Origin of the sequence: Cobetia sp. LC6 (assembly GCF_030264805.1) — a bacterium.
In the GTDB taxonomy this organism is placed as follows: Bacteria; Pseudomonadota; Gammaproteobacteria; order Pseudomonadales; family Halomonadaceae; genus Cobetia.
Map to the genome: position 1 here is coordinate 135898 of NZ_JASSPL010000003.1, position 23231 is coordinate 159128.

21 protein-coding genes are annotated in these 23231 nt (G+C 63.8%); 4 read left to right on the forward strand and 17 right to left on the reverse strand.

Translation table 11 applies throughout. The features are described 5' to 3' along the window. Positions 1–134: 134 nt before the first annotated feature. From QQF40_RS05570 to xseB, 5 genes are all read right to left on the reverse strand, one after another. Positions 135–1430: a DUF4172 domain-containing protein gene (locus tag QQF40_RS05570; protein ID WP_282627856.1), complete on the reverse strand. Its 1296-nt coding sequence runs from the start codon at positions 1428–1430 to the stop codon at positions 135–137. A 698-nt stretch (positions 1431–2128) separates the two neighbouring features. Then, the gene (locus tag QQF40_RS05575; RefSeq protein ID WP_285460669.1) at positions 2129–2758 is read right to left on the reverse strand and encodes a glutathione S-transferase family protein; all 630 of its coding nucleotides are present in this window, start codon (positions 2756–2758) and stop codon (positions 2129–2131) included. A gap of 239 nt (positions 2759–2997) precedes the next feature. Further along, positions 2998–4920 (reverse strand): 1-deoxy-D-xylulose-5-phosphate synthase, encoded by a 1923-nt coding sequence (gene dxs, locus QQF40_RS05580; protein ID WP_285460670.1) that lies wholly within the window; start codon positions 4918–4920, stop codon positions 2998–3000. Between the two features lie 12 nt (positions 4921–4932). Beyond that, the gene (locus QQF40_RS05585; RefSeq protein WP_175088960.1) at positions 4933–5865 is read right to left on the reverse strand and encodes a polyprenyl synthetase family protein; all 933 of its coding nucleotides are present in this window, start codon (positions 5863–5865) and stop codon (positions 4933–4935) included. Next, positions 5865–6149, reverse strand: coding sequence for an exodeoxyribonuclease VII small subunit (gene xseB, locus QQF40_RS05590; RefSeq protein ID WP_175088959.1), 285 nt, complete (start codon positions 6147–6149; stop codon positions 5865–5867). Before xseB ends, QQF40_RS05585 begins: the two co-directional genes overlap by 1 nt. A 321-nt stretch (positions 6150–6470) precedes the next feature. Between xseB and serA the strand changes: the two genes are divergently transcribed. After that, complete coding sequence (gene serA / locus QQF40_RS05595) at positions 6471–7721, forward strand: phosphoglycerate dehydrogenase (protein WP_043331602.1); 1251 nt, start codon at positions 6471–6473, stop codon at positions 7719–7721. A 288-nt stretch (positions 7722–8009) separates the two neighbouring features. Here serA and QQF40_RS05600 read toward each other — a convergent pair whose 3' ends face one another. The 11 genes from QQF40_RS05600 to QQF40_RS05650 form a co-directional block, all read right to left on the reverse strand. Then, on the reverse strand, positions 8010–8195 hold the full coding sequence (locus QQF40_RS05600) for a tautomerase family protein (RefSeq protein ID WP_043331603.1): 186 nt from the start codon (positions 8193–8195) through the stop codon (positions 8010–8012). A 295-nt stretch (positions 8196–8490) separates the two neighbouring features. Then, positions 8491–9756, reverse strand: coding sequence for a dihydroorotase (locus QQF40_RS05605; protein ID WP_285460671.1), 1266 nt, complete (start codon positions 9754–9756; stop codon positions 8491–8493). Beyond that, positions 9753–10805 (reverse strand): aspartate carbamoyltransferase catalytic subunit, encoded by a 1053-nt coding sequence (locus QQF40_RS05610; protein ID WP_175088957.1) that lies wholly within the window; start codon positions 10803–10805, stop codon positions 9753–9755. Before QQF40_RS05610 ends, QQF40_RS05605 begins: the two co-directional genes overlap by 4 nt. Beyond that, positions 10802–11335 (reverse strand): bifunctional pyr operon transcriptional regulator/uracil phosphoribosyltransferase PyrR, encoded by a 534-nt coding sequence (pyrR, locus tag QQF40_RS05615; RefSeq protein WP_175088956.1) that lies wholly within the window; start codon positions 11333–11335, stop codon positions 10802–10804. Before pyrR ends, QQF40_RS05610 begins: the two co-directional genes overlap by 4 nt. 98 nt (positions 11336–11433) lie before the next feature. Continuing rightward, positions 11434–11889, reverse strand: a complete 456-nt coding sequence (gene ruvX, locus QQF40_RS05620; protein WP_175088955.1) for a Holliday junction resolvase RuvX — start codon at positions 11887–11889, stop codon at positions 11434–11436. Further along, positions 11882–12439, reverse strand: coding sequence for a YqgE/AlgH family protein (locus QQF40_RS05625; RefSeq protein WP_043331610.1), 558 nt, complete (start codon positions 12437–12439; stop codon positions 11882–11884). The genes ruvX and QQF40_RS05625 overlap by 8 nt, the downstream gene beginning before the upstream one ends. A 15-nt stretch (positions 12440–12454) precedes the next feature. Beyond that, positions 12455–13369, reverse strand: coding sequence for an energy transducer TonB (locus tag QQF40_RS05630; RefSeq protein ID WP_175088954.1), 915 nt, complete (start codon positions 13367–13369; stop codon positions 12455–12457). Between the two features lie 107 nt (positions 13370–13476). Then, positions 13477–14448, reverse strand: a complete 972-nt coding sequence (gene gshB / locus QQF40_RS05635) for a glutathione synthase (RefSeq protein ID WP_285460672.1) — start codon at positions 14446–14448, stop codon at positions 13477–13479. A 212-nt stretch (positions 14449–14660) separates the two neighbouring features. Next, on the reverse strand, positions 14661–15407 hold the full coding sequence (locus tag QQF40_RS05640) for a 16S rRNA (uracil(1498)-N(3))-methyltransferase (RefSeq protein ID WP_175088952.1): 747 nt from the start codon (positions 15405–15407) through the stop codon (positions 14661–14663). 165 nt (positions 15408–15572) lie between these two features. Continuing rightward, positions 15573–16076: a protein-export chaperone SecB gene (gene secB / locus QQF40_RS05645; protein WP_043331620.1), complete on the reverse strand. Its 504-nt coding sequence runs from the start codon at positions 16074–16076 to the stop codon at positions 15573–15575. A 126-nt stretch (positions 16077–16202) separates the two neighbouring features. Next, positions 16203–16622, reverse strand: a complete 420-nt coding sequence (locus QQF40_RS05650) for a rhodanese-like domain-containing protein (RefSeq protein ID WP_043331622.1) — start codon at positions 16620–16622, stop codon at positions 16203–16205. A gap of 444 nt (positions 16623–17066) precedes the next feature. Between QQF40_RS05650 and gpmI the strand changes: the two genes are divergently transcribed. The 3 genes from gpmI to QQF40_RS05665 all read left to right on the forward strand — a co-directional run bounded on the left by gpmI (position 17067) and on the right by QQF40_RS05665 (position 21538). Then, the gene (gene gpmI, locus QQF40_RS05655; protein WP_285460673.1) at positions 17067–18629 is read left to right on the forward strand and encodes a 2,3-bisphosphoglycerate-independent phosphoglycerate mutase; all 1563 of its coding nucleotides are present in this window, start codon (positions 17067–17069) and stop codon (positions 18627–18629) included. A gap of 118 nt (positions 18630–18747) precedes the next feature. Next, positions 18748–19917 (forward strand): murein hydrolase activator EnvC family protein, encoded by a 1170-nt coding sequence (locus QQF40_RS05660; RefSeq protein WP_285460674.1) that lies wholly within the window; start codon positions 18748–18750, stop codon positions 19915–19917. A gap of 235 nt (positions 19918–20152) precedes the next feature. Next, positions 20153–21538: a S41 family peptidase gene (locus tag QQF40_RS05665; protein WP_502871419.1), complete on the forward strand. Its 1386-nt coding sequence runs from the start codon at positions 20153–20155 to the stop codon at positions 21536–21538. A 210-nt stretch (positions 21539–21748) separates the two neighbouring features. Here the strand turns inward: QQF40_RS05665 and QQF40_RS05670 are convergent, their stop codons facing one another. Continuing rightward, the gene (locus QQF40_RS05670; protein WP_285460676.1) at positions 21749–23074 is read right to left on the reverse strand and encodes a UbiH/UbiF/VisC/COQ6 family ubiquinone biosynthesis hydroxylase; all 1326 of its coding nucleotides are present in this window, start codon (positions 23072–23074) and stop codon (positions 21749–21751) included. Positions 23075–23231: the final 157 nt, after the last annotated feature.

The following is a 23231-nucleotide window of genomic DNA, read 5'->3' on the forward strand; positions in this document are numbered from 1 at the left end:
AGAACACGGGCAAGCCACCTCAAAAAAGCGGGGAGGGTCGTCATGACCCTCCCCGCTTTTTTTCGCGATTTTTTGACCCTTCAAGACTCATCCCTCACAGCACTGTTTCCTTGAGGCGCTATTTTCTTGAAGAGCTATTTCCCTGTGGCGCTATCTTCCTGAGGAACGAAGACCGGCAAGCGATACCGGGTTCCGCGCCCGACACCGTAACTTTCCAGTACCTGCTTGGCGGTCAGATCGGCGAGATCGCGGGCGGCGGTAGGGTCGGAGGTATCAACCAGGGCTCGGTATTCGGCGCGACCCACGCCCTCTTCGTCATCTCGCTCCAACAATGTCAGTACCAGCTCGCGCTGGCGGGCATTCAGCGGCGTACGCGCGTGCTCCAGCCACAGACGCTCGGCGCGCTGGACGCGCTGGTAATGGAAGGCCGTCCGACGACCGGCGTCGCGCAGGCGCAAAAGCCACCACTCGGCCCAGACATTCATGTCACCGGGCGCTGCATCCTCCACCTCACCATTGAGCGCGCGGTCCAGCTGCGGCGGCAGCTGATGGCCGCTGGCAGAGGTCTGAGGCTTGCCGAGATAACGCTGCTCCAGCTCGCGCAATTCATCCTGATGCTCGATCACCACCGAGAACAGCGCCTGGCGGCGCCAGCAGAGTTGCTCCAGCGCTTCCGGCTCCCAGCGCTCGGCGACCTTGCCGACAAACTCGCCCTGCTGCTGCAACGCGGCCAGGGCATCGATTCGTGTCAGCCAACGCATCAGCAGCAAGCGCCCGATCAAGCCGTTGCCCAAGGCCAGCGGTGCGAGCGCCTGCCAGTGCGCATGCAGCTGCAGGGCATTCAATACTCCTGAGTTATCCACATCCGGTTCTTCCGTCGCCAGACGCTGCCAGAAGACATCCAGCTCCCGGTCCAGCGCATCGGGGTTCTCCGCCGGAGCGCGATAACGCAAGCGCTTGAGACCGTAACGACCGCTGACCGCTTCGTAGCGCGCCTCGCGCCATGTACCGAGTGGCTGACCACTACTACGCGGCAGGAAAGGCCCCAGACGCCGATGCCACTCGAGCACCTGTTGGCGGGTCAGCGGCTGAAATGCCGTGCGCACGACTTCCAGCGTCACATCCACGAAGACTTCGACACCAGGCGCCGGTCCGCGCGGTGACTCCTGATGGCCGGACTCCAGCCCCAGCGCCTGATACAGCGCATCACGCAACGCCGCCCGCCCGAGCACCACACCGGACAGCTGGGCACTGGCTTCCATCTCTTCGCTGAGGAGCGTCGCCTCGAGACGCAGGCGTTGTCGGGGATAGAGATTCTGTCCCTGAGCGACCAGTGGCGACATCACCGCCTGGGTCGCCGCCAACTGCCCCATCAAGGGCATGACCTCCAACCGCCCCCGTGGCCAGTCAGGCTGCTGCCAGATCCACATAAGTTGTTACTCCCATTGAGGTTTTCATCAACATCTTATCAAAAAGATCCGCAATAAACCATATATCGAATCAACAAATGATACGAAAAATAGACAATATGCGATCACCGATCTCGAATTGATCGATTGCATGTCATGAAAATCTAATAAACCTCTCAACCCCATGATTTTCATCGGATATGTCGCCGCTCATATCGCATTAGTGCTGCCTACTCCCTCATAACGACCAATAGTTGACCATCATTACGAAATAGACCAATCATCGAATCATGAATAGATACGAAAAAGAATAAACAGCGCATCATTCAGCGCCTGATGGCTGAAACCCATCCTCGATCGATGGCTTGCCTCGCGCCGCCCTGGCGCACCGCACTGTCTCGAACTGACCTGGCTCGAACTAACTGCCTCGAGCCGACCTGAGTCAGCCATCACCAGACAGCCAGGGGTGCCCCCGGGCGGCTGACGTCGCTGAACGCGCAAGGCGACCTCTCAACCTCGCCAGGCGTCCTGCAAGCGCCTCCAAGGCCCAGAAACGCAAAAGGCGCCACCCTGATATCAGGATGGCGCCTCGTGGCGTGTACTCGCTCTCAGAGCGCTCTCATGGCTTCATTGCAGGACATGCAGGACAGATCAGCCCGTCAGCTTGGCCTGTGGCGGCGTTCCATGACGGCTTTCGACATCAGTTCTGGCAACAGGGCTCAGTGCTGCTGACGCTCCTCGGCGGCCTGTTGCTCTCGCTGACGGGCCCGCTCGCAGGCCGGACGCGCCCGCACCTCTTCGCCCCACTGCTCAAGCACGGCCGGCAGAGGTTGCCCGGCCATCTGCGCCCAGCTGAGGGTCTGGGCGAGGAAGATATCGGCGACACTGAATTCATCGGCCACCAGCCAACCCTGACCACCGAAGCGGCGCTGAAGTGCCTTGAGAGCACGCTGGAATTCCCATTGGGCTGTCTGCTTGATGGCATCACAGCGTTGGTCCTCCGGCAGCGCGAAGGTGTGCTTGGCCAATGTCCACAGCGGCTGCTCAAGCTCGGTGGTGAGGAAACTGAGCCATTGATCCATCTGTGCCTGTCCAGCCAGCGATTGTGGCAGCAGTCGCCCTTCTCGCGCTGCCAGGTAGCGGCAGATGGCGCTGGACTCGAACAGGACCAGCTCACCATCCACCAGGGCTGGCGCCTTGCCATCGGGATGAATGGCCAGGTATTCAGGGCTGTACCCCTCACCGGCCTTCAGATCCAGACCATGAATCCGGTATTCGAGTCCCAGTTCCTCGAGTGTCCAGGCGACCCGCAGCGAGCGGGAATTCGGGTAGCTGTAGAGAGTCAACATGGTCGGGCGCACTCCGTGGCGTTGCGGTGGTGACTGGCGCAGGTGACGGCTTTCGCGCCGGCCAGGCCCTGGCTGCTTGAGCATAGGGCTTGATGGTCATCCAGCATGGGCGGGAAGTCGCGGAGATTCCATGCATCCTTCGCCGTCTCGGCGCAGGCAGTCACGCAACGAAAAACGCCTGTGGACAACTCGAACGCTCGAGTCATCCACAGGCGTTTCGGTATTGCATGCCACCAGGATCAGCTGGCGAGGCGAGCCTCGATACTGGCGCGAATGCCGGCGGCATCCAGACCGCAATCACGCAGCAGCTCGACCGGCTTGCCATGCTCGACGAAGCCATCCGGCAGCCCCAGCAGCAGCATGGGCTGGGCCAGTCCCGCGTTCAGGTAGAGCTCGGCCACGCCGGCTCCCGCGCCACCCGCGATGGCATTCTCTTCGACGGTCACGACCAGGTCGTGCTCCGCGGCGATCTCGAGCAATGCCTCACGGTCCAGCGGCTTGATGGAGCGCAGGTTGAAGTGGGTCGCGTCCAGCGCCTCGGCGACCTCGGCCACCGGCGTATTCATGCTGCCCACGGCGACGATGGCGACACGCACCTCGGGGCTGCCACTGATACGACGACGGTATTCCCCCTGGCCGATGGCCATTGGCGTCAGGTCGGCAGCGGTGGCCACTCCCGGCCCGGTACCGCGCGGATAGCGCACCGCGGCCGGCCCGGGGTGGGCCAGTGCCGAGCTCAACATGCCACGGCACTCGGCCTCATCGGCCGGCGCCATCAGCACCAGCTCCGGCACGCAGCGCAGGAACGACATGTCCAGGCTGCCGTGATGGGTCGGGCCGTCTTCGCCGACCAGACCGGCACGGTCGATGGCGAAGGTCACGTCCAGTTTCTGCACCGCAACATCGTGGATCAGCTGATCATAGCCACGCTGCAGGAAGGTGGAATAGATCGCCACCACCGGCTTCATGCCCTCACAGGCCATGCCCGCTGCCACTGTCACCGCGTGCTGCTCCGCGATGGCGACATCGTAGTAGCGATCAGGGTATTCCTTCGAGAAGCGCACCAGATCCGAGCCTTCCCGCATGGCCGGCGTGATGCCGATGACGCGCGCATCAGCGCTAGCGGCGTCACACAGCCAGTTGCCGAACACGCTGCAGTATTTCTGCGGCTTGGGAGCCGGTGCGTCGGTGACGGCAGGCGCCTGCTCGGCTGCCTGGGGCGCGGCCTTCTCGAGCTTGGTGATGGCGTGATAGCCGATCGGGTCACGCTCCGCCGGCAGGAAGCCCTTGCCCTTGCGCGTCACCACATGCAGGAACTGCGGGCCATCCAGATCACGCATGTTGCGCAACGTCTGCACCAGCGCCGGCAGGTCATGGCCGTCGATGGGGCCGATGTAGTTGAAACCCATCTCCTCGAACAGTGTCGCCGGGCTGATGAAGCCCTTCATGTGCTCTTCGGTACGCTTGGCAAGCTCCAGCGCGCCCGGCAAGGGCGACAGCAGTCGCTTGCCGTTGGCACGCATCTGGGTATACGGCTTGCTGGCCAGAATACGTGCCAGGTAACTTGCCAGGCCGCCGACATTCTCGGAGATCGACATCTCGTTGTCGTTGAGCACGACCAGCATATTGGCCTTCACGTGCCCGGCATGCGCCAGCGCCTCGAACGCCATGCCAGCCGTCAGGGCACCATCGCCGATCACCGCACAGGCACGCCGTGACTCACCCGCCGTGCGGGCGCCGAGCGCCATGCCCAGCGCCGCACTGATCGAGGTGCTGGAATGGCCCACCCCGAAGGTGTCGAACTCGCTCTCGGCACGCTTGGGGAAGGCAGACAGGCCATTGTACTGGCGCATGCTGTACATGGCTTCACGACGGCCGGTCAGAATCTTGTGCGGATAGGCCTGATGACCCACGTCCCACACCAGACGGTCATGGGGCGTTTCCAGCGCATGATGGAGCGCCACGGTCAGCTCGACCACACCGAGCCCGGCACCGAAGTGCCCGCCGGTACAGCCGACGCTGTACAACAGGTAGGCGCGCAGTTCGTCAGCCAATTGGCGCAGCTGTGCCGCGCTCATGGCGCGCAGCGCTTGAGGTGTCTCGACCGCATCGAGCAGTGGCGTCGCGGGGCGCGCCTGAGGTATCTCGTCAAACAGCTTCATAGGCGTCAGGAATCAGTGGTCTCGCTCGATCATGTAGCGCGCCAGCACCGCGAGTGGCTCTGCGGCCTCTCCCAACGGTGCCAGGGCATCCAGGGCCTCTTGCAGTAGCTGACCTGCTCGCTCTTGAGCACCTTCGAGTCCAAGCAGCGAGGGATAGGTCGGCTTGTCGCGCGCAGCGTCAGCACCGGCCGTCTTGCCAAGCGTTGCGGTGTCGCCCGTCACGTCCAGAATGTCATCCTGGATCTGGAAGGCCAGGCCGATAGCCGAAGCGTAGCGCTCCAGGGCAGCAAGACGCGAATCCTGCTCGTCGACTGCCACCAATCCGCCCAGACGGACCGCGGCGCGAATCAGTGCGCCGGTCTTGTAGGCATGCATGCGTGACAGCGCCTCTACCTCGCGGAACTGCCCGACCGCCTCGAGATCCAGCGCCTGACCGGCCACCATGCCGCGCCGCCCGGAGGCCTCGGCCAGGGTACGCACCAGGGCAGGGGTGCGTACATGGCCGGTCGTCGCCATCACTTCGAAGGAGAGCGTCAACAGGGCATCGCCCGCGAGAATGGCAGTCGCCTCATCAAAGGCGCGATGCACGGTGGGACGGCCACGCCGCAGATCGTCATCGTCCATGGCCGGCAGGTCATCATGGACCAGCGAATAGGCATGCACCAATTCGAGCGCCGCTGCCGCCGCGTCCAGCGCAGCGCTGTCAGCAGCCTCTTCATCGCAACCCAGGGCACGCCCCACCGCATACAGCAGCACGGGGCGCAGACGCTTGCCGCCACCCAGCACGCTGTAGCGCATGGCGTCCTCGAGACGCTCACTCACCGCCGCACTGCCGGGTGTCAACAACGCCTCAAGCACGGCCTCACTGCGGGCCTGTCCAGAGCGGATCAGCTCGCTGGCCTGCGATGCAGTCGGCGTGACTTGCGTATTCAATCCACCTGACATCACCAGTCCTTCTCCTCGTCCGCGTCACCCGCCATGCTGCCTGCGGCATCGGGCGCCGTAAACGCCGTGGGCGTCAGCGCTCCCTCCGGGCCTTCCACCAATGCCTGCAGGCGCAACTCGGCGCTGTCTAGCCGCTGCTGCGCCTCGCGCGCCAGACTCACGCCCTCTTCAAAAGCGCCCAGTGACGCTTCCAGCGACATGTCGCCAGCCTCGAGCCGCGTCACCAACCCTTCAAGACGGGCCAGGGTGGCGGCGAAATCCTGTGGCACTTCCTTTTCGGCCATGGGTGCTCTCGCTCATCCGACCGGGCGGGCCCGGTGTCTCTGTGTGGAGCGCCAGTATAACCCGAAGGGCTTCACGACGCTGCCCACCCCCTGCGCGTGCAGCAAGAGTCACATCAAACGGCTGTGCTGTGAATTTTTCATGCCCGGCACGCGGACATTTCATCCGGAGGCCCCGTCGGCTGTGATATTCTTTGCTCCCCTGTTGACAGCACGCCCCGCTGTTTCTCTGGCATTTTCTTGAGGTGTGACACGCCAGCAGGTCATGAAAAAGACCAAACGAACAGAAACGCCGGCATGACCGGCGAGAGGGTTGATCCGACAATGGCCAAGACGTCCCTGGACAAGAGCAAGATCAAGATTCTATTGCTCGAGGGTGTCCACCAATCCGCCGTGGATAATTTCCTCAACGCGGGTTACACCAACATCGAACTGCTTCAGACCTCGCTGGCCGAGGAAGAACTGATCGAGAAGATCCGCGATGTGCACTTCATCGGCATTCGTTCCCGCACTCAGCTCAACGAGCGCGTGATCTCCGCTGCCGAGAAGCTCACCGCCATCGGCTGCTTCTGCATCGGCACCAACCAGGTTGACCTGGAAGCCGCACTGAAGCGCGGTATCCCCGTGTTCAACGCGCCCTATTCCAACACTCGCTCGGTCGCCGAGCTGGTTCTGGCCGAAGCCATCATGCTGATGCGTGGCGTACCGGAGAAGAGCGCCAAGGCACATCGTGGCCAGTGGATGAAATCCGCCAAGAACAGCCATGAAGTCCGCGGCAAGACGCTGGGCATCGTGGGCTACGGCAGCATCGGCTCCCAGCTGTCCGTGCTCAGCGAATCCCTGGGCCTGGACGTCATCTACTACGATGCCGTCACCAAGCTCGGGATGGGCAATGCCCGTCAGGTGGCAAGCCTGGAAGAGCTGCTGGCACGCGCTGACATCGTCACGCTGCATGTGCCGGAAATCCCCTCCACCAAGTGGATGATGGGCAAGCAGCAATTCGCGCTGATGAAGCAGAACAGCGTCTTCATCAATGCGGCACGCGGCACCACCGTCGTCATCGAAGACCTGGCCGAAGCCCTCTCCAGCGGCAAGCTGCTGGGCGCCGCCATCGATGTCTTCCCGGTAGAGCCGAAAGGCAACGGCGAAGAGTTCGTGTCTCCGCTGCGCGAGTTTGACAATGTCATCCTGACGCCGCACGTCGGTGGCTCCACCATGGAAGCCCAGGAGAACATCGGTGTTGAAGTCGCCGAGAAGCTGGTGACCTACTCCGACAACGGCACCACCATCGGCTCGGTCAACTTCCCGGAAGTCGCCCTGCCGGCGCACCCGGAAAAGCATCGTCTGCTGCATATCCACGACAACGTTCCGGGCGTGCTGTCACGCATCAACCAGGTGCTGTCCGAGGAAGGCATCAACATCTCTGGCCAGTACCTGCAGACCAACAACACGGTCGGCTATGTGGTCATCGATGTCGACAAGGCCTACGGCAAGAAAGCGCTCGAAGCGCTCAAGACCGTCGACCATACCCTGCGTATCCGGACTCTCTACTCGGAAGCTGATTTCGAGAACTGAGTCCGTGCTCTGCTTCATGGCCGTGGAGCAGAGGGCAGGCAAATGAAAACGCCGCAGCCAGAAATGGCTGCGGCGTTTTTTCGTTGCGGATTATCAGGCGCGTTGGCTCTTCGCGTGTCTTGCTTCCCACTCCCCTCCTTCATGCCTCTGCCATCCATCAGCCGACTTCCCATACTCTGACACTGCCGACCAAGACCAAGGGTGTGTTTCACGTGGAACATCTTTATTCCTCGCAAAACACCTTTTGAATCAAATAGATGAGAAAAGCGCCCGATTGAAAATCTTCTCTCACCGCTCTGACAATGGCGTACCAGCGACGGCCCAGTTTTCCGGCTCCACTTCCTGCAGCACCACCCAGACGGACTGCTCACGCACGCCCAGCACGCGAGCCGTCTCGCGCGTCAACGCCTCCACCAGCTCTCGCTTCTGTTCCTGTGTCTTGCCAGTCAGAAATTCCGCACGAATCATCGGCATGGTTGTCTCTCCTTGTTATTCATGTCTCTTTTTCAGCGTGCCTGGCCAGCCTCGGCTCGCGATTGCCATAGTCGCCTTATGGCGCTGCGGCCTATGTTCCACGTGAAACATCAACCGGCAGCAATAAGCGCAGCCCAGCGGTGTCACTCTGCGGCATAGGCTGGTAAAGAAATTGGCTGCTTTACGATAAAGCAGCCAATCCTCACCACACACCATCCAGGAATTGCTTTTATATCAGCCTGTTGGCGAGCTTGAGCCAGATATCTCAAGCATCATGTTCCACGTGAAACACTGCTTAGACGTAGCAGGTATCGCCCAGCAGCACTTCCTCGACGCGACCCTTCAACAGCATGCCAAGCAGCGGTGTGTTATGGCCGGCACTGACCAGCGTCTCGCTTGAGACATGCCATTCCTGCTCCATATCGATCACCGCCAGATCACAGTACTCACCCACTTTCAGCATGCCGCCCTTGAGCCCGAAGCGTCTGGCACTGAACGTCAATGTCTCGATCAGGCGAGGCAGGCTGAGCAGCTCGGCCTTCACCAGCGCCAGCCCCAGCGGCAGCATGGTTTCCAGGCTGGTCATGCCGGGCTCGGATACTGCGAAGGGTGCGCTCTTGGCAGCGGCTTCATGGGGCAGATGATCACTGACGATGGCATCGATGGTGCCATCGACCACACCGGCCCGCAGCGCATCCCGGTCTGCCGCGCTGCGCAGTGGCGGCTCCAGATGGAAGTTGGCATTGAAGCCTTCCAGTTGCTCATCGGTCCAGTGCAATTGCGCCATCGACACATCCGCACTGATATCCAGCCCTCTGGCCTTGGCATCACGTACCAGCTCGACGGCCCGTGCGCTGGAGAGCAGCGACACATGCGCCCGCACGCCGGTCTGCTCGATCAACAGCAGCCACTGGGTCAGAGCGACCGTTTCGGCAGATTCCGGGATGCCGGCCAGCCCGAGACGCGAGGCTATGGCGCCCTCATGGGCGCAGCCCTGCCCGGCCAAGGCGGCCTCCTGGGCCTGGAACACGACGGTGATATCAAAGGTCCGCGCGTATTCCAGACAACGCCGCAGTACACCGAGATCGCGTATCGGCTGGCGCAGGTTGGTCAGTGCCACACAGCCTGCGGATTTGAGCGCGGCCATATTGGCAAGCAGCTCACCTTCCAGCCCCTGCGTCAGCGCTCCCAAGGGCGCAAGACGCACCCCCGCCACATCACGCGCGCGGTCCAGCAGCGTACGAATATGCGAGGCGCTGTCGAGCACCGGGCTGGTGTCGGGGCGCGGCAGGATGGTCGCGTAACCACCCGCCAGAGCGGCGGCCGACTCACTGACCAGGCTGCCCTTGTAGCGCGGGCCCGGGTCGCGCAGGTGCGCGCCAAGATCGATGAAGGCCGGCGTGACCAGCTTGCCCGCCAGCTCATCACGCTGCTCGGCACTGAAATCCGCCGGTGCTTCGCCGATCGCGATCAGACGGCCGCCATCGAGATGCAGGTCGTACTGGCCATCGCGGCCGTTGGTCGGGTCGATCACCCGTGCATTGATCAGGCTGCGTTTCATGCGCCAGCTCCTCGTGAACGTTCACCCCTGCGCTCGGCGCGCGCCTTCATCTGTCCGGAGACCGCCATCGACAGCACCGCCATGCGCACCGCGATACCGTTGGTGACCTGATCGAGTATCAGCGAGCGCGGGCCATCCGCGACGGCGGATTCGATCTCGACACCCCGGTTGATCGGCCCCGGATGCATTACCACGGCGTCAGGATGCGCGTGTGCCAGGCTTTCGCGGGTCAGACCATAGCGACGGTAGTATTCCGATTCCGAGGGCAACAGTGCGCCATCCATGCGCTCCTTCTGCAGGCGCAGCATGATGACGACATCGACATCCTTCAGCCCTGCTGACAGCTCAGTGAAGACCTGACATCCCAGCGTCTCGACCCCGATGGGCAGCAGCGTCTGCGGCGCGACCACACGCACCTCCGCTGCGCCCAGCGTATTGAGCGCCTGAATCTGCGAGCGAGCGACGCGCGAATGCAGGATGTCACCGACGATCGCGACGCGTAGATTGGCGAACTCGCCCTTGTGACGGCGGATGGTCAACATGTCGAGCATCGCCTGGGTCGGGTGTGCATGGCGACCATCGCCGGCATTGATGATCGCCACATGCGGGGTGATCTGGCTGGCGATGAAGTGCGCCGCGCCGGAGTCGCCATGACGCACCACGAAGGCATCCGCCTGCATGGCCTCGAGATTGACCAGGGTGTCCATCAGCGACTCGCCCTTGGCGGCCGACGAGGTCTTGATGTCCAGATTGAGCACATCCGCCGACAGACGCTTGGCGGCCAGCTCGAAGGTGGCACGCGTCCGGGTCGAGTTCTCGAAGAACAGGTTGGCCACCGTACGCCCGCGCAGCAACGGCACCTTCTTGACCTCGGCATCGCCGATGCCACGGAAGTGATCGGCGGTGTCGAGAATCTCGGTCAGCACGCTGCGCGGCAGGCCTTCGATATCCAGAAAGTGGCGCAGTCTACCCTGCTCATCCAGCTGGACCTGTGCCGGCGAGGCAGCCCGCACCTCCGCGCTGGCCTGCGAGAGATCAAACAGGTTCATGCCGTCACCTCTGTGGTATCGACCAGCGTCAGGCGCAGGTTGTCGGGGCCCTCCAGCTTGATGCGCTTGCCGGGCGCCAGCGCCAGGTTGGCTCCCAGGGCGTCCGGCTGCACCGGTAGCTCACGCCCTGGCAGCTCTACCAGGCAGGCCAGCAGCACGCGGCGCGGACGGCCGTAGTCGAACAGCTCATTGAGCGCCGCGCGCACGGTACGCCCGCTCATCAGCACATCGTCCACCAGCAGCAGATCGCGATTCTCGATATCCGGCAGCTGTGATCCCTGGCCGCCATCCGGCAGGCCCTTGTGGCCGAAGTCGTCGCGCCAGAAACCGATATCCAGTGTCGCGAGGGGCTCCTCAAGCCCCAGCCGCTTACGCAGTGCCTGGGCGACCCAGACACCGCCGGTATGAATGCCGACCGGAATCAGACGTTCACGATCGAGTTCACGGCGCTCGAACAGCAATTCGAGCTCTTCGGTCATGGCCTCGAGCAATGCCTCGACCTCTGGCAGCGTTTCATGTTCTTCGTGCATCTCAGACTCTTGCATGGATATCGCTTCCTATCTTCCCTGCCGGATGGCGGCAAACAGACAAAAAAAACCCGCTTCCGGAAAGGAAGCGGGTGGAGTATTCAGTAACCGACAAGGTCGCCCTCGCCTCGCTGGCTTGCAAACCAGCTTTCGAGAATCAGCTGAGCGGCGAGGCCGTCCACGCCATCATCGCGATAATTGCCGCGGTGGCCGCGCTCACGCGCCAAGCCCTTGGCCGCCTTGGTGGAGCCGCGCTCGTCCCACATTTCCAGCGGCTTGCCGTAGCGGCCATACAGGCGCTTGCCGAACTTGCGGGCTCGGCTGCACATCAGTGTCTCGCTGCCGTCCAGCTCGAGGGGCAGGCCGACCACGAACAGATCGGGCTGCCATTCCTCGATCAGGCGATTGACGACATTCCAGTCCGGAATGCCGTCCCGCACATGCAGCGGTACCAGAGGCGTCGCGGTGCCGAGCATCTCGGTGCCCACCGCGACACCGATACGGCGCGTGCCGAAGTCGAACGCCAGCGCCGTACGGCTGACTTTCCGCTCAGCCATGCCCGATCTCCCGCGACATCAGATTCATGTCGACGCCCAGCTTGCTGGCAGCCGCTTCGAGACGGGACTCACTGTCGGCATCGAAGAGGATGCCACTGTCGCCTTCGACGATCAGCCAGCTGTTCTCCTTCAGCTCGTTGGTGAGCTGGTCCGGCTCCCAGCCAGCGCAGCCGAGGCAGACCATGAAATCATCAGGGCCTTCGTTGCCGGCTATCGCCTTCAAGATGTCCAACGAAGTGGTCAGCGCCAGCTCGTCGGTCACCTGCAGGCTGGAATCCCACTCGCTGGCCTTGCCGCGATGCAGGATGAAGCCGCGGTCCTTGTGGACGGGGCCGCCGTAATAGACCACCTCATCGAGGCGTTCACAGCTGTCGGCAGCGATCTCGAGCTGCTCGAACAGACCGCGCATGGTCAGCTTGATCGGCTTGTTGACGATGACACCGAGGGTGCCCTTGTCATCATGATCACAGAGGTAACTGAGCGAGCCGGAAAAATTGTCATCATCGAGATGCGGCATCGCCAGCAGGAAATAGTCTCGCAGACTTTGCATGGTCCTCCCGAGGCGTCAGGGCGCGCCAGAATCGTTGCCGGGGCCGAATCGCCAAATGCGGGTGATGGTCAGCTGGCTCATCCCCTTGAGACTTTCATCAAAGGGCGCATAAGGAGCCGCGCCGTAGACCGTATCCAGAGCCGCCTGGTCGAGTTCAGCATGTCCCGAGGATTGTAACACTTCCGCGAACTCAAGCTGACCGCTGGGCAGCACGACGGCGCGAATCCGCAGCTCGCCGCTCAGATGAGCAGGCGCCGGATAGTGCTGGTTGCCGAACGTTTGCACCGTGCCGGTCCAGTCGTTGATATAGCGCGCACGGGCCGAGGCACGCGCCGCCTTGCGTGAGGCGGTGTCACCCACCACCTCACGTGACTGGCCGGAGGCCTGGATTCGCTGGACGTCCTGCTCGCTGGCCTGCTGTTCGTTGTCCGGCGTATCCGGCAGCAGTTCGGAACGCGCCACCTGCTGTGACGATGCCTGTTGGGTCGCGATGACCTCGGGGATGCGCTCCGGCAGCACCAGCGCCTGCGTAGCCGGAGCCTGGGCTTCCGCCACGGCCGGCTCGCTGGCCTCGGACGCACTCTGCTCGCCCGGCTGCGGGGGCGCCAGATTGACTGGCCCAGCCTGCACCGCTGCCTCGCGCCCGCTGCCACTGGCCTGCTGGTCCTGCTCGGCCACCACCTGCGAGTCGACGGCAGTGGCGCTGGCCTGACTGACCAGCGTCACATCGAGCATCACCGGCTTGGGCATCGGCGGCACCTCGGGCGGCGTGAGCAGGCCGCTGCCCAGTAACCACCAGCCGATGACGGCATGAACGGCCAGTGCCGCGCCCCATGCCACCACACGGCGATGCCCCCGCGTCACCGGAACATAGGTGATCGGGTCGGTGACGCCATGATTGCCTGCCCACCACTCGACGGGTGCTGCCATACCCCACTCCCTGTCCACGGAACCTCATTGGCAGCTTCGGCTTCCCTGCCGTTTACTGCGAATCCATTGCGGGTCAGCCACTGGCGCCGACCTCACCGCGATATTGCTCAGGCGGGGGGCTGCGCCGCCAGACGCGCTTCGATGGCATCCATCAACAGACCGGCGATATCAGTGCCGCGCTGGGTATCGATCTCGCGCACGCAGGTCGGGCTGGTGACGTTGATCTCGGTGATGTAGTCGCCGATCACGTCCAGGCCGACGAACATCAGACCCAATGATTTCACCACCGGCTTGACCTGCTCGATCAGCCAGTAATCGCGGTCGGTCAGCTCACGCGATTCGCCACGTCCGCCAGCCGCCAGGTTGCCGCGTGTCTCGCCGGCGCTCGGAATGCGCGCCAGACCGAACGGTACCGGTTCGCCATCCACCAGCAGAATGCGCGTATCGCCGGCACTGATTTCCGGCACATAACGCTGGGCCATGATCTGACGGGTGCCCTGCAGCGTCAGCTGCTCGATCACCGAGCCGAGATTGCGGCCATCTTCGGCGACGTGGAAGATACCACTGCCTCCCATGCCATCCAGCGGCTTGAAGATCACGTTGCCATGCTCGGCATGGAAGGCACGCAGCACCTTGTCGTTGGCCGACACGGTAGTCGGCGGGATGCACTGCGGGAACTGCTGAGCGAAGAGCTTCTCGTTGCAGGTCTGCAGCGCAGCTGTCGGATTGACCACCAGCACGCCTTCCCGCTCGGCAAAGCCCAGCAGGTGAACGGCATTCAGGAAGTGTTCGTCGACGGGCGGATCCTTGCGCATCAGGATCACGTCAAGCTCGGCCAGCGGAGTCGCGACGACCTCGCCCAGCTGATAGAAGTTGTCCGGGTCGTGGTAGACCTCCAGATCACGCATCCGGCCCATGGCGCGACCATTCTCGAGATAGAGATCTTCCTGCTCGAGATAGTGCAGCGACCAGCCACGCTGGCTGGCGGCCCACAACATGGCCAGAGTGGTGTCCTTCTTGTAGGCGACGCTGGACATCGGGTCCATCACCACGCCGATCTTGAGCTTGCGAGCAGTCATTGAGGCAACCTTGTGACGACACTGCCAGCCCGGAACGCGGCCGGCAGCGGGGATAACGGAGACTCCCGTCGCGACATGACACCATGGCGCGGGAGCGATGGGACAAGTATGCAGCAGCGCCGTGCTGCTCACCACTGGCGAAACGCCCTTGCCGGCGCACGCTGTGTTGCCGGCAGATAAACAATTCCGCCCGGGCGCCCGATGTTGGGAGATCAGCGCGGCAGGTCACCAAATCGCTGCTGCAGCAAGGTCAGCGCCACCACCGGCGCCGTCTCGGTGCGCAGGATACGCGGCCCCAGGCCGAGCACCTCACAACCGGCGGCGGCCGCTTCTGCCACCTCCTCCTGCGTGAAGCCGCCTTCCGGTCCGATCAGCAGGCTGGCGCGGGCAACGCCGCCCTCGGCCTCGGCCACGTTCAGCGCCTCGGCACCGCCCGGCTGCAGAATCAGGCGCAGCGGCTCATCACGCTCGGCCAGCCACTGCGTCATCGCCACCGGGGCATGCACGACCGGCACGACACTTCTTCCGCACTGTTCGCAGGCGCTGGCCGCCACGCCCTGCCAGTGCGCCAGCTTCTTGTCGGCGCGCTCGCCCTTGAGCTTGACGTCGCCACGCGCGGTATAGAGTGGCGTGATGGCAGCCACGCCCATCTCACAGGCCTTCTGGATGGCGTAATCCATGCGATCGCCCTTGGAGATCGCCTGTCCCAGATGCACCGCCAGCGGCGCCTCGCGGTCATTGGGCACCGCCTCGATCACCTTCACGCTGACGCCCTTGCGGGTCACCTCCTCCAGCACCACGCGCACCTCCTGCCCACGCCCATCGAACAGCTGCGCCTCACTGCCGACCTTGGCACGCAGCACCAGCCCGAGGTGGCGTGCAGGCCCCTCGGGGAGGGCGAAGGACGCCCCGGCGCTGACATTGAGATCAAGATCGGGGCAGTGCAGACGAATGGCCATGGGCGGGGTCTCGCGGACAGAGAAGCAGTGAAAGTGAGCCGCGATGAGTCAATGCAGCATCGCAGGCAAGGCGGCGGCCATTGTCGCCCAGAAACGCAGCGACGGGCCACTGGGGCCCGTCGCTGGTCGTACCTGTCATGTGGCCCATCAAGGCCGGCTCACTGATCAGTGAGCGGTCGCCTCGGCGGCGCCCTGGGCTTCACGCTGCTTGCGCTGCGCGTACATGGCCTCGAAGTTGACCGGAGCCAGCATCAGCGGAGGGAAGCTGCCACGGTTGACCAGGTTGTCGATGGCTTCACGCGCATACGGGAACAGCACGTTCGGGCAGAAGGCGCCCAGGGTGTGGTCCAGCTGCTCGGCAGACAGGCCAGCGATACGGAACAGGCCAGCCTGCTCGACTTCCGCCAGGAAGGCAGTGGTCTTGTCTTCGCCGTTGGTGACCTGAGCGGTGACCTTGATGGAAACTTCGAACAGCTCCTCACCGACCTGCTGGTGCTCGGTATCCAGCTCCAGCGCGACCTTCGGCTGGAACGGCTGGGAGAAGACCGCCGGAGAATTCGGGGCTTCGAAGGACACGTCCTTCACGTAGATGCGCTGCAGGGCAAACTGGAGCTGATCCTGAGCCTGTTCTGCGCCTGCTGCAGCCTGTGCGTTCTGTTCTTCAGCCATGAGACATATCCTTGAGGGTTCGGAGATTTATTCTTGGTTGCGAGCCGGCTTCCAGCAGGCCCGCAAACTTGCCCAGCCAGCGGAGGCAATGACAGCTGGCAGACACTCGGCGAGCGAGCCTGCGACTCAGCGAGTCACGACCGGCAGGCTGTCGGCTTCCCACTGGCCCATGCCGCCCTTGAGCTTGACGGCCTGCTTGAAGCCATCCTTCTCGAGGCGCGCCACCAGCGGTCCCGCCGTCTGGCCGTGTTTGCAGACGATGATCACCGGGCGTTCCTTGTACTTGGCCAGCGGAGTGGTCTCGCTGGTCAGCTGACTGCTGGGAACGTTGACGGCACCGGCGATATGCCCTGCCTTGAATTCCTTGCTGTCGCGGATGTCGATGAAGACACCCTCTTCGCGATTGACCAGTCGCGTGGCCTCGCTGACGCTGACGCCGTGGTTGCCACGCATGGTTTCCATGACAATGAGGGCGACCAGCAGGGCGACGAAGGCGCCGACCAGCAAGGGATGATTCTGCGCGAACTGAAGCAGCTGTTCGATCATGAGACGGGCTAACTCCGCTGTGACGTGCATGCCGACGCGTACGCGGCAAAGGAAATAGACCGCTACCTGAGGTAACGGAGCCAGCATTATACATGACAGGCCCAAGCATGAATGCCGCTGCATGGCATCAAAAAGGCGTAGCCGAGCGATGCGCCGGCTGCTGTCAGCTCAGCCGGGCCGGAGCGATCCACCGATAGCGCGACCCAATCCCGGCGATACACTTGCGACACTTGCACTCGGCACCTTACCACCCCTCTAATAGAGGGCAGAACGAGCAGGTAGTTTTATCACTACATGTCGTCTCCGCCGAGGACTCTTCCTCGCGGATGCGCCACAGCATGGCCACAGGACATGACAGCTGCATGATGTGTCTCCCGCCGAGCATCATCCTGGTATCCCGGCCCCTGCTCACCCCAGATCATTCGTCATCACAGCGAGGAAGTCATGGCAGCTCAAGCACAAGGTCCGCGTCCCGTCGCCCTAATCATCCTGGACGGCTACGGTCATAGCGAAGAGGAGAAGGACAACGCCATCCTCGCCGCCGACACGCCGGTGATGGACCGCCTGCGTCGTGAATATCCCAGCGAACTGATTCACACCGATGGTGGCTTCGTCGGCCTGCCGGACGGCCAGATGGGCAACTCCGAAGTCGGCCACATGAACCTCGGTGCCGGACGCATCGTCTATCAGGACTTCACGCGCATCACCAAGGCGGTGCGTGAGAATGCCCTCAAGGACAATGAGGTCCTGACCGCGCCCATCGATGCCGCCGTCAAGGCCGGGCGTGCCGTGCACCTGATCGGCCTGCTGTCACCGGGTGGCGTCCACTCCCACGAAGACCACACCCTGGCCATGGCCGACCTGGCCGCCGAGCGGGGCGCCACGCGCATCTATATCCACGCCATCACCGATGGCCGTGACACCGCGCCCAAGAGTGCCGAGGCCTCCATCGCGCGTGCCGATGAGCACCTCGCGGGCCTGGGCCTGGAAGACGGCCGTGTCGCCACGCTGGTCGGTCGCTACTTCGCACTGGACCGCGACAACCGCTGGGACCGCGTCGAGCAGGCCTACCGCCTGATCGCCAACGGCGAGGCCGAGCATGAAGCCGCCACCGGGGTCGCCGGTCTGGCTGCCGCCTACGAGCGCGACGAGACCGATGAATTCGTCACCGCCACCCGTATCGGCGATTCCGTCGCCATGCAGGAAGGCGATGCGGCCATCTTCATGAACTTCCGCGCCGACCGTGCCCGCGAGCTGACCCGCGCCTTCGTCGAGCCGGACTTCGCAGGCTTCGAGCGCACGCCGCCCAAGCTGGCCCACGACGGCCTGGTAATGATGACCCAGTACGCCGCCGACATCCCGGCGCCGGCAGCCTTTCCGCCGACCGAGCTGCACAACACCCTGGGCGAGGTCGTGTCCGACCGTGGCCTGACCCAGCTGCGCATCGCCGAGACCGAGAAGTACGCGCACGTCACCTTCTTCTTCTCCGGTGGCCGCGAAGAGGAATACCCCGGCGAGACGCGCATCCTCGTGCCGTCCCCGCAGGACGTGAAGACCTACGACGAGAAGCCGGAAATGAGCGCCGGCGAAGTCACCGACAAGCTGGTGGAAGCCATCGAATCCGGCAGCTACGACCTCATCGTCTGCAACTACGCCAACGGCGACATGGTCGGCCACACTGGCAAGTTCGACGCCGCCGTTCAGGCCGTCGAGTTCCTCGACAAGTGCGTGGCCCGCGTGGTCGAGGCGCTGGAGAAGGTCGGTGGCGAATGCCTGATCACCGCCGACCACGGCAACGCCGAGCAGATGGTGCACCCGGAAACCGGCAATCCGCAGACTGCGCACACCACCTTCGAGGTGCCGCTGATCTACGTGACGCAGCGCGATGCCAAACTGGCCGCCGACGGGCGTCTGTGCGATCTCGCCCCGACCCTGCTGACCATGATGGGCCAGTCGGTGCCGAAAGAGATGGATGGCAAGGTGCTGGTCGATTATGCCGAGGCCTGATAGCAGGCTGCATGGCGCGCCCTTCGGTGCGTCATGCCTCTCGCCCTGCCCGAGCACATCGCTCGGGCAGGGCGACCGCCCCCGAATCTCAAAGCGCCGGAGCCGAGTCTCCGGCGTTGTGCTGTCTGCCTGGCTGCTGAGTCTCGCCCCGCTGGCACTCGCCCCCGTAACGTCCGCCACTGCGCTGGCCGCTGACGACACCGCCACTCTGACCCAGAAGAAGCAGGCCTCCGAGGCGGACCTCAAGCGCCTCAAGCGCGAGATCCAGGCGATGCAGGGCGAGCTCAAGGCCACGGCAGCGCGGCGCAGTGACACCCGCAACGGGCTGGAGAAGATCGAGCGCCAGCTCAACGCCACGCGCCAGCAGACCGGCAAGCTCGAGGATGAGCGCGATGACATCCAGCAGCAGCTGGTGGCGCTGACGCGCAAGCGTGAAGCCCTCAGTCAGCAGCAGACGGCCCAGAAGGCGGCGGTCGCCGAAGAGATGGCCGCCCTCTATCGCCTCGGTCGTCAGCCTGAACTGAAATTGCTGCTCAACCAGGATGACCCCGCACGCCTTGAGCGCCTGCAGATCTATCTGAACCACCTGAGCGAATCACGGCGTGCGGCGCTGGAGCGCCTGGCTGAGCTGAACCAGTCACTGGCCGACACCCGCGCGCAGCTGCTGGCCCGCCAGACGCGCCTGGATGACGTGCGAGCCGGCCTCAAGCGGCAAGCCAGTCAGCTGATCGCGCAACAGAATGAACGCGCCGCCCTGCTGCGCAAGCTGGATGCACGCTATGCCAGCCATGAGGCGAAGATCGCCGAACTGGACCAGGACCGCGCACATGCCAATCAGCTGATACAGACCCTCGAGAAGCGCCTCAAGTCGATCAAGAGCGCACCGCCGCCCAAGACCCGCATCACGCGTGCAATGGGCAAGATGGACTGGCCGGCGCCAGGCAAGGTGATCTCCGCCTATGGGCGTGGCGAGGGCGTCAACCGTGATGGCGTGCTGATTCGCGCGACGCAGGGTACCGCCGTCACGGCGCCGCACGCCGGTCGCGTGGTCTTCGCGGACTGGATGCGCGGCTATGGCAACCTGCTGATACTCGATCATGGTGACAACGTGCTGACGCTCTACGCCCACCTGGCAAGCTTCAGCGTGGGCCCGGGCGACAGCCTGTCACGTGGCCAGCAGCTGGGCAGCGTCGGCAGTAGCGGCGGGCGCGATGGCCCGGCGCTCTATTTCGAAGTGCGCCGCAGCGGTCAGCCGACAGACCCGAGTCGCTGGCTCTCGCGCCGCTGAAGTGCCTGGCAGCGGCACCTCGCGCATCGTCTGATTGTCAGACAACGCTGAATGCCACCGCTACCCAGCGGGCTAGTCGCCAGGCACTCGCGCGGGATATGCTCGCAGTAGCCTGTGACTGCGAGCATGCTGGGAGGTGTGTCCCCTGACATGCCTCGACATCCGGCCCCGGCGCTCAGCGCATTTCGGTACCAGTCGAGTCAGTATCCGTCGAGAAGGAAATCGCATGTCTGCAATGTCGCCGTTCCGTCCTGCCCCGCGCCGCCTGCGTCAGCTGGCGGTCAGCGTGCCGCTGAGCCTTGCCCTGCTGGGTGGCGGACTGCCGGCCAGTGCAGAAGATGTCACCGCGCCGGTCGACAGCGCTCAGGATGCCCGTCAGGGCACTGACCTGCCGCTGGATGAGCTGCGCACCTTCGCCGAGATCTTCGAACGCATCAAGCGCACCTACGTCGATCAGGTCGATGACCGCACGCTGCTCAAGAATGCCATGCGCGGCATGCTCGAAGGGCTGGACCCGCACTCCGCCTATCTGGATCAGGAAGACTGGCAGGACCTGCGCGAGAATACCGACGGCGAGTTTGGCGGCATCGGTATCGAGGTCGGCACCGGCGACGATGGTCAGCTGACCGTCATTGCCCCCATCGATGACACCCCGGCGGCCCGCGCGGGCCTGCAGCCGCGAGACGTCATCCTCAAGATCGACAATACGCCGCTGGATGGCCTGTCGATGTCGGAGTCGGTCAAGTTGATGCGCGGTGAGGCAGGCTCTCGCATTCGGCTGCTGATTCTGTCCGAGGGCGCCGACATGCCGCGCGAAGTGGTGCTGGAACGGGCCATCATCAAGAGCAGCAGCGTCAGTCAGCGCCTGCTGGATCCGGGCTATGGCTATCTGCGCATCAGCCAGTTCCAGAGCGCGACCGGTGACGAGGCCCACACGGCGCTGGCCAGACTGCAGGAAGACAACGATGGTGAGCCGCTCAAGGGGCTGGTGCTGGATCTGCGCAACAACCCCGGCGGGCTTCTCTCGGCCGCCGTCGAGATCAGTGACCTGTTCCTGTCCAGTGGCCGCATCGTCTACACCGAAGGCCGCCTGCCCGACAGCGAGCTCTCCTTCTCGGCCAGACCCGATACCCCGGCGGGCGACACCCCGCTGGTGGTGCTGATCAATGGCGGCACGGCCTCGGCCGCGGAAATCGTGTCCGGCGCGCTGCAGGACCAGCACCGCGCCATCATCATGGGCACCGACAGCTTCGGCAAGGGCTCGGTCCAGACAGTGATGCCGCTGGGCAATGGCGATGGGCTCAAGCTGACCACCGCGCTCTACTTCACGCCCGGCGGACGCTCGATCCAGGCCGAGGGCATTCGCCCGGATGTGGAGGTCGTGCGAGGTCGTCTCGAGCGCGACACGCGGCGTGACTTCAGCGTGCGTGAGGCTGACCTCGAGGGGCGCCTCGACAATGCCAACGCCGCCAGCGAGTCCGCCAGCAGCAAGGCACCCGACAGCCCGGTAGTGGCGGAAAGCGACTATCAGCTGGGTGAGGCGCTCAATCTGCTCAAGGGCATGAACGTGCTGGGGCGCAGCGCGGCGCTCAAGGCCACCGTGCCCACAAGCGACGAGTAAGCATCACGCCATGGTCACCAGATCATCAGGCCACAACGACAAGGCCCCGCCATCTGGCGGGGCCTTGTCGTTGCAGGGGGCATGACATACGCACTTGTATAGAAACATGCAGCGGCATGTGTGGCAGCGGTCGGTCAATCCTGCGCCCAAGCGATGATAGTTTGCGCCCACATACCCGGCAACACAGATACTACATCACCTTCATTCTTGTTACGGCCTGCAGCTGGCAGGCAACTCACCCCGCTGCCCCATTGCCTGACGCATCAGGATACGCTTCAACTCGCCTTGGCCGTCGACGAAACCAAGCCCGAAGTTGCGCAGCAGACGTACGCCCGGTTGACGGCTGCCGAACAACAGCCGGAAGCCATCCATCATCTTGAGCATCATGGCATTGTCGCTGCGACGCCGGCGACGATAGCGCGCCAGCCAGCGCTCATCGCCAAGCGCCACCCCGCGGCGATGCCCTGCCAACAGCTCGTCTGCCAACACCGCCACATCCATCAAGCCCAGATTGACGCCCTGCCCTGCCAGCGGGTGAATGGCATGCGCGGCGTCCCCCACCAGCGCCAGCCCCGGCAGCACATAGTCTTCGGCGTGGCGCTGATGCAGCGGGAAACTGAAGCGCTCACTCGCCCATTCGATGGCGCCCAGCTGGCCTTCAAAGGCGTCTTCCAGCTCACTGCAGAATGCCGCTGGTGACAGTGCCAGCAGGCGCTCAGCCTCTTCTGGTGTGGTCGACCACACGATGGAGCAATGCCGCTCTGCAGCCGAGGCTCCCTCAGCCGGCTGAGCCAGGGCGTCATTGACGGCCAGCGGCAGGAAGGCCAGCGGCCCGGTCGGCAGGAAGCGCTGACGCGCGACGGCCTGATGCGCGAGTTCGGTGCGCACCGTGGCCACCAGCGCAACCTGGCCGGTGTCGTGTTCCCCCGTGGCGATCCCGGCCAGCTCGCGCAGCCGTGAGCGCGCACCATCCGCCGCAACCACCAGCGCCGCAGTGACTGTCCGGCCATCGGTCAGCGTCAGGCTGGTCACTTCCGCCGCTTCTAGCTGGTAAGCATTCACTACTGAGGTAGCGCCCGAGCGTGGCAGCGCCATACCTGCTACACGTGCCCCGAAGCAGCGCGTGATCGCAGGGCAGGTATCGATGGCCTGCTCCAGCGCGGCGAGCGTGACCCGGTTCTCGACGATATGACCCAGCACCGGCACGCCGCTGTCCTCGGCGCTGAACTGGATCTCGCCATTGCCCTCCGCGTCCCACACCTGCATGCCGGTATAGGGCATCAGACGACTGGCGGCGATGGTCGGCCACACACCCAGGCCGCTCAACAGCTGCTGAGAGACCGGCGTCAAGGCACTCACCCGTGGCTCGGGGGCGCTATCTGGTTGCCAGCGGGTCGCGGACTCGCGACCCTCGACCAGCATGACCCGCAGCCCCGCCTGCCCCAGCAGCAACGCCAGGGTGGCACCGACGATACCGGCACCGACGATGGCGACATCGGCATCATGTGCGCTACCTGCTGATCGACCGTCCTTCATGCCTGCTCCCTGTCTCGTAGTACTGTCTCGTAGTACTGTCTCGAAGTTCTGTCTCGTAGCCTGATCTCGAAGACCGATCTCGTGCCCTGATTTCGAAGCCCTGTCTCGTGGTTAGATATCAAGGCGCTGTCAGTGAGGCCCTGTCAGTGACGCCCTG

Bases quoted from the DNA above. Each gene is read 5' to 3' on its own strand.
- gpmI (WP_285460673.1), top strand. From the start codon at position 17,067: ATGGCAGCTCAAGCACAAGGTCCGCGTCCCGTCGCCCTAATCATCCTG.
- QQF40_RS05665 (WP_502871419.1), top strand. From the start codon at position 20,153: ATGTCGCCGTTCCGTCCTGCCCCGCGCCGCCTGCGTCAGCTGGCGGTC.
- xseB (WP_175088959.1), bottom strand. From the start codon at position 6,149: ATGGCCGAAAAGGAAGTGCCACAGGATTTCGCCGCCACCCTGGCCCGT.
- QQF40_RS05600 (WP_043331603.1), bottom strand. From the start codon at position 8,195: ATGCCGATGATTCGTGCGGAATTTCTGACTGGCAAGACACAGGAACAG.
- QQF40_RS05640 (WP_175088952.1), bottom strand. From the start codon at position 15,407: ATGGCCATTCGTCTGCACTGCCCCGATCTTGATCTCAATGTCAGCGCC.
- QQF40_RS05650 (WP_043331622.1), bottom strand. From the start codon at position 16,622: ATGATCGAACAGCTGCTTCAGTTCGCGCAGAATCATCCCTTGCTGGTC.
- QQF40_RS05670 (WP_285460676.1), bottom strand. From the start codon at position 23,074: ATGAAGGACGGTCGATCAGCAGGTAGCGCACATGATGCCGATGTCGCC.
- QQF40_RS05585 (WP_175088960.1), bottom strand. From the start codon at position 5,865: ATGTCAGGTGGATTGAATACGCAAGTCACGCCGACTGCATCGCAGGCC.
- secB (WP_043331620.1), bottom strand. From the start codon at position 16,076: ATGGCTGAAGAACAGAACGCACAGGCTGCAGCAGGCGCAGAACAGGCT.
- QQF40_RS05605 (WP_285460671.1), bottom strand. From the start codon at position 9,756: ATGAAACGCAGCCTGATCAATGCACGGGTGATCGACCCGACCAACGGC.
- QQF40_RS05570 (WP_282627856.1), bottom strand. From the start codon at position 1,430: ATGTGGATCTGGCAGCAGCCTGACTGGCCACGGGGGCGGTTGGAGGTC.
- QQF40_RS05630 (WP_175088954.1), bottom strand. From the start codon at position 13,369: ATGGCAGCACCCGTCGAGTGGTGGGCAGGCAATCATGGCGTCACCGAC.
- gshB (WP_285460672.1), bottom strand. From the start codon at position 14,448: ATGACTGCTCGCAAGCTCAAGATCGGCGTGGTGATGGACCCGATGTCC.
- QQF40_RS05610 (WP_175088957.1), bottom strand. From the start codon at position 10,805: ATGAACCTGTTTGATCTCTCGCAGGCCAGCGCGGAGGTGCGGGCTGCC.
- dxs (WP_285460670.1), bottom strand. From the start codon at position 4,920: ATGAAGCTGTTTGACGAGATACCTCAGGCGCGCCCCGCGACGCCACTG.
- pyrR (WP_175088956.1), bottom strand. From the start codon at position 11,335: ATGCACGAAGAACATGAAACGCTGCCAGAGGTCGAGGCATTGCTCGAG.
- QQF40_RS05575 (WP_285460669.1), bottom strand. From the start codon at position 2,758: ATGTTGACTCTCTACAGCTACCCGAATTCCCGCTCGCTGCGGGTCGCC.
- QQF40_RS05625 (WP_043331610.1), bottom strand. From the start codon at position 12,439: ATGCAAAGTCTGCGAGACTATTTCCTGCTGGCGATGCCGCATCTCGAT.
- ruvX (WP_175088955.1), bottom strand. From the start codon at position 11,889: ATGGCTGAGCGGAAAGTCAGCCGTACGGCGCTGGCGTTCGACTTCGGC.
- serA (WP_043331602.1), top strand. From the start codon at position 6,471: ATGGCCAAGACGTCCCTGGACAAGAGCAAGATCAAGATTCTATTGCTC.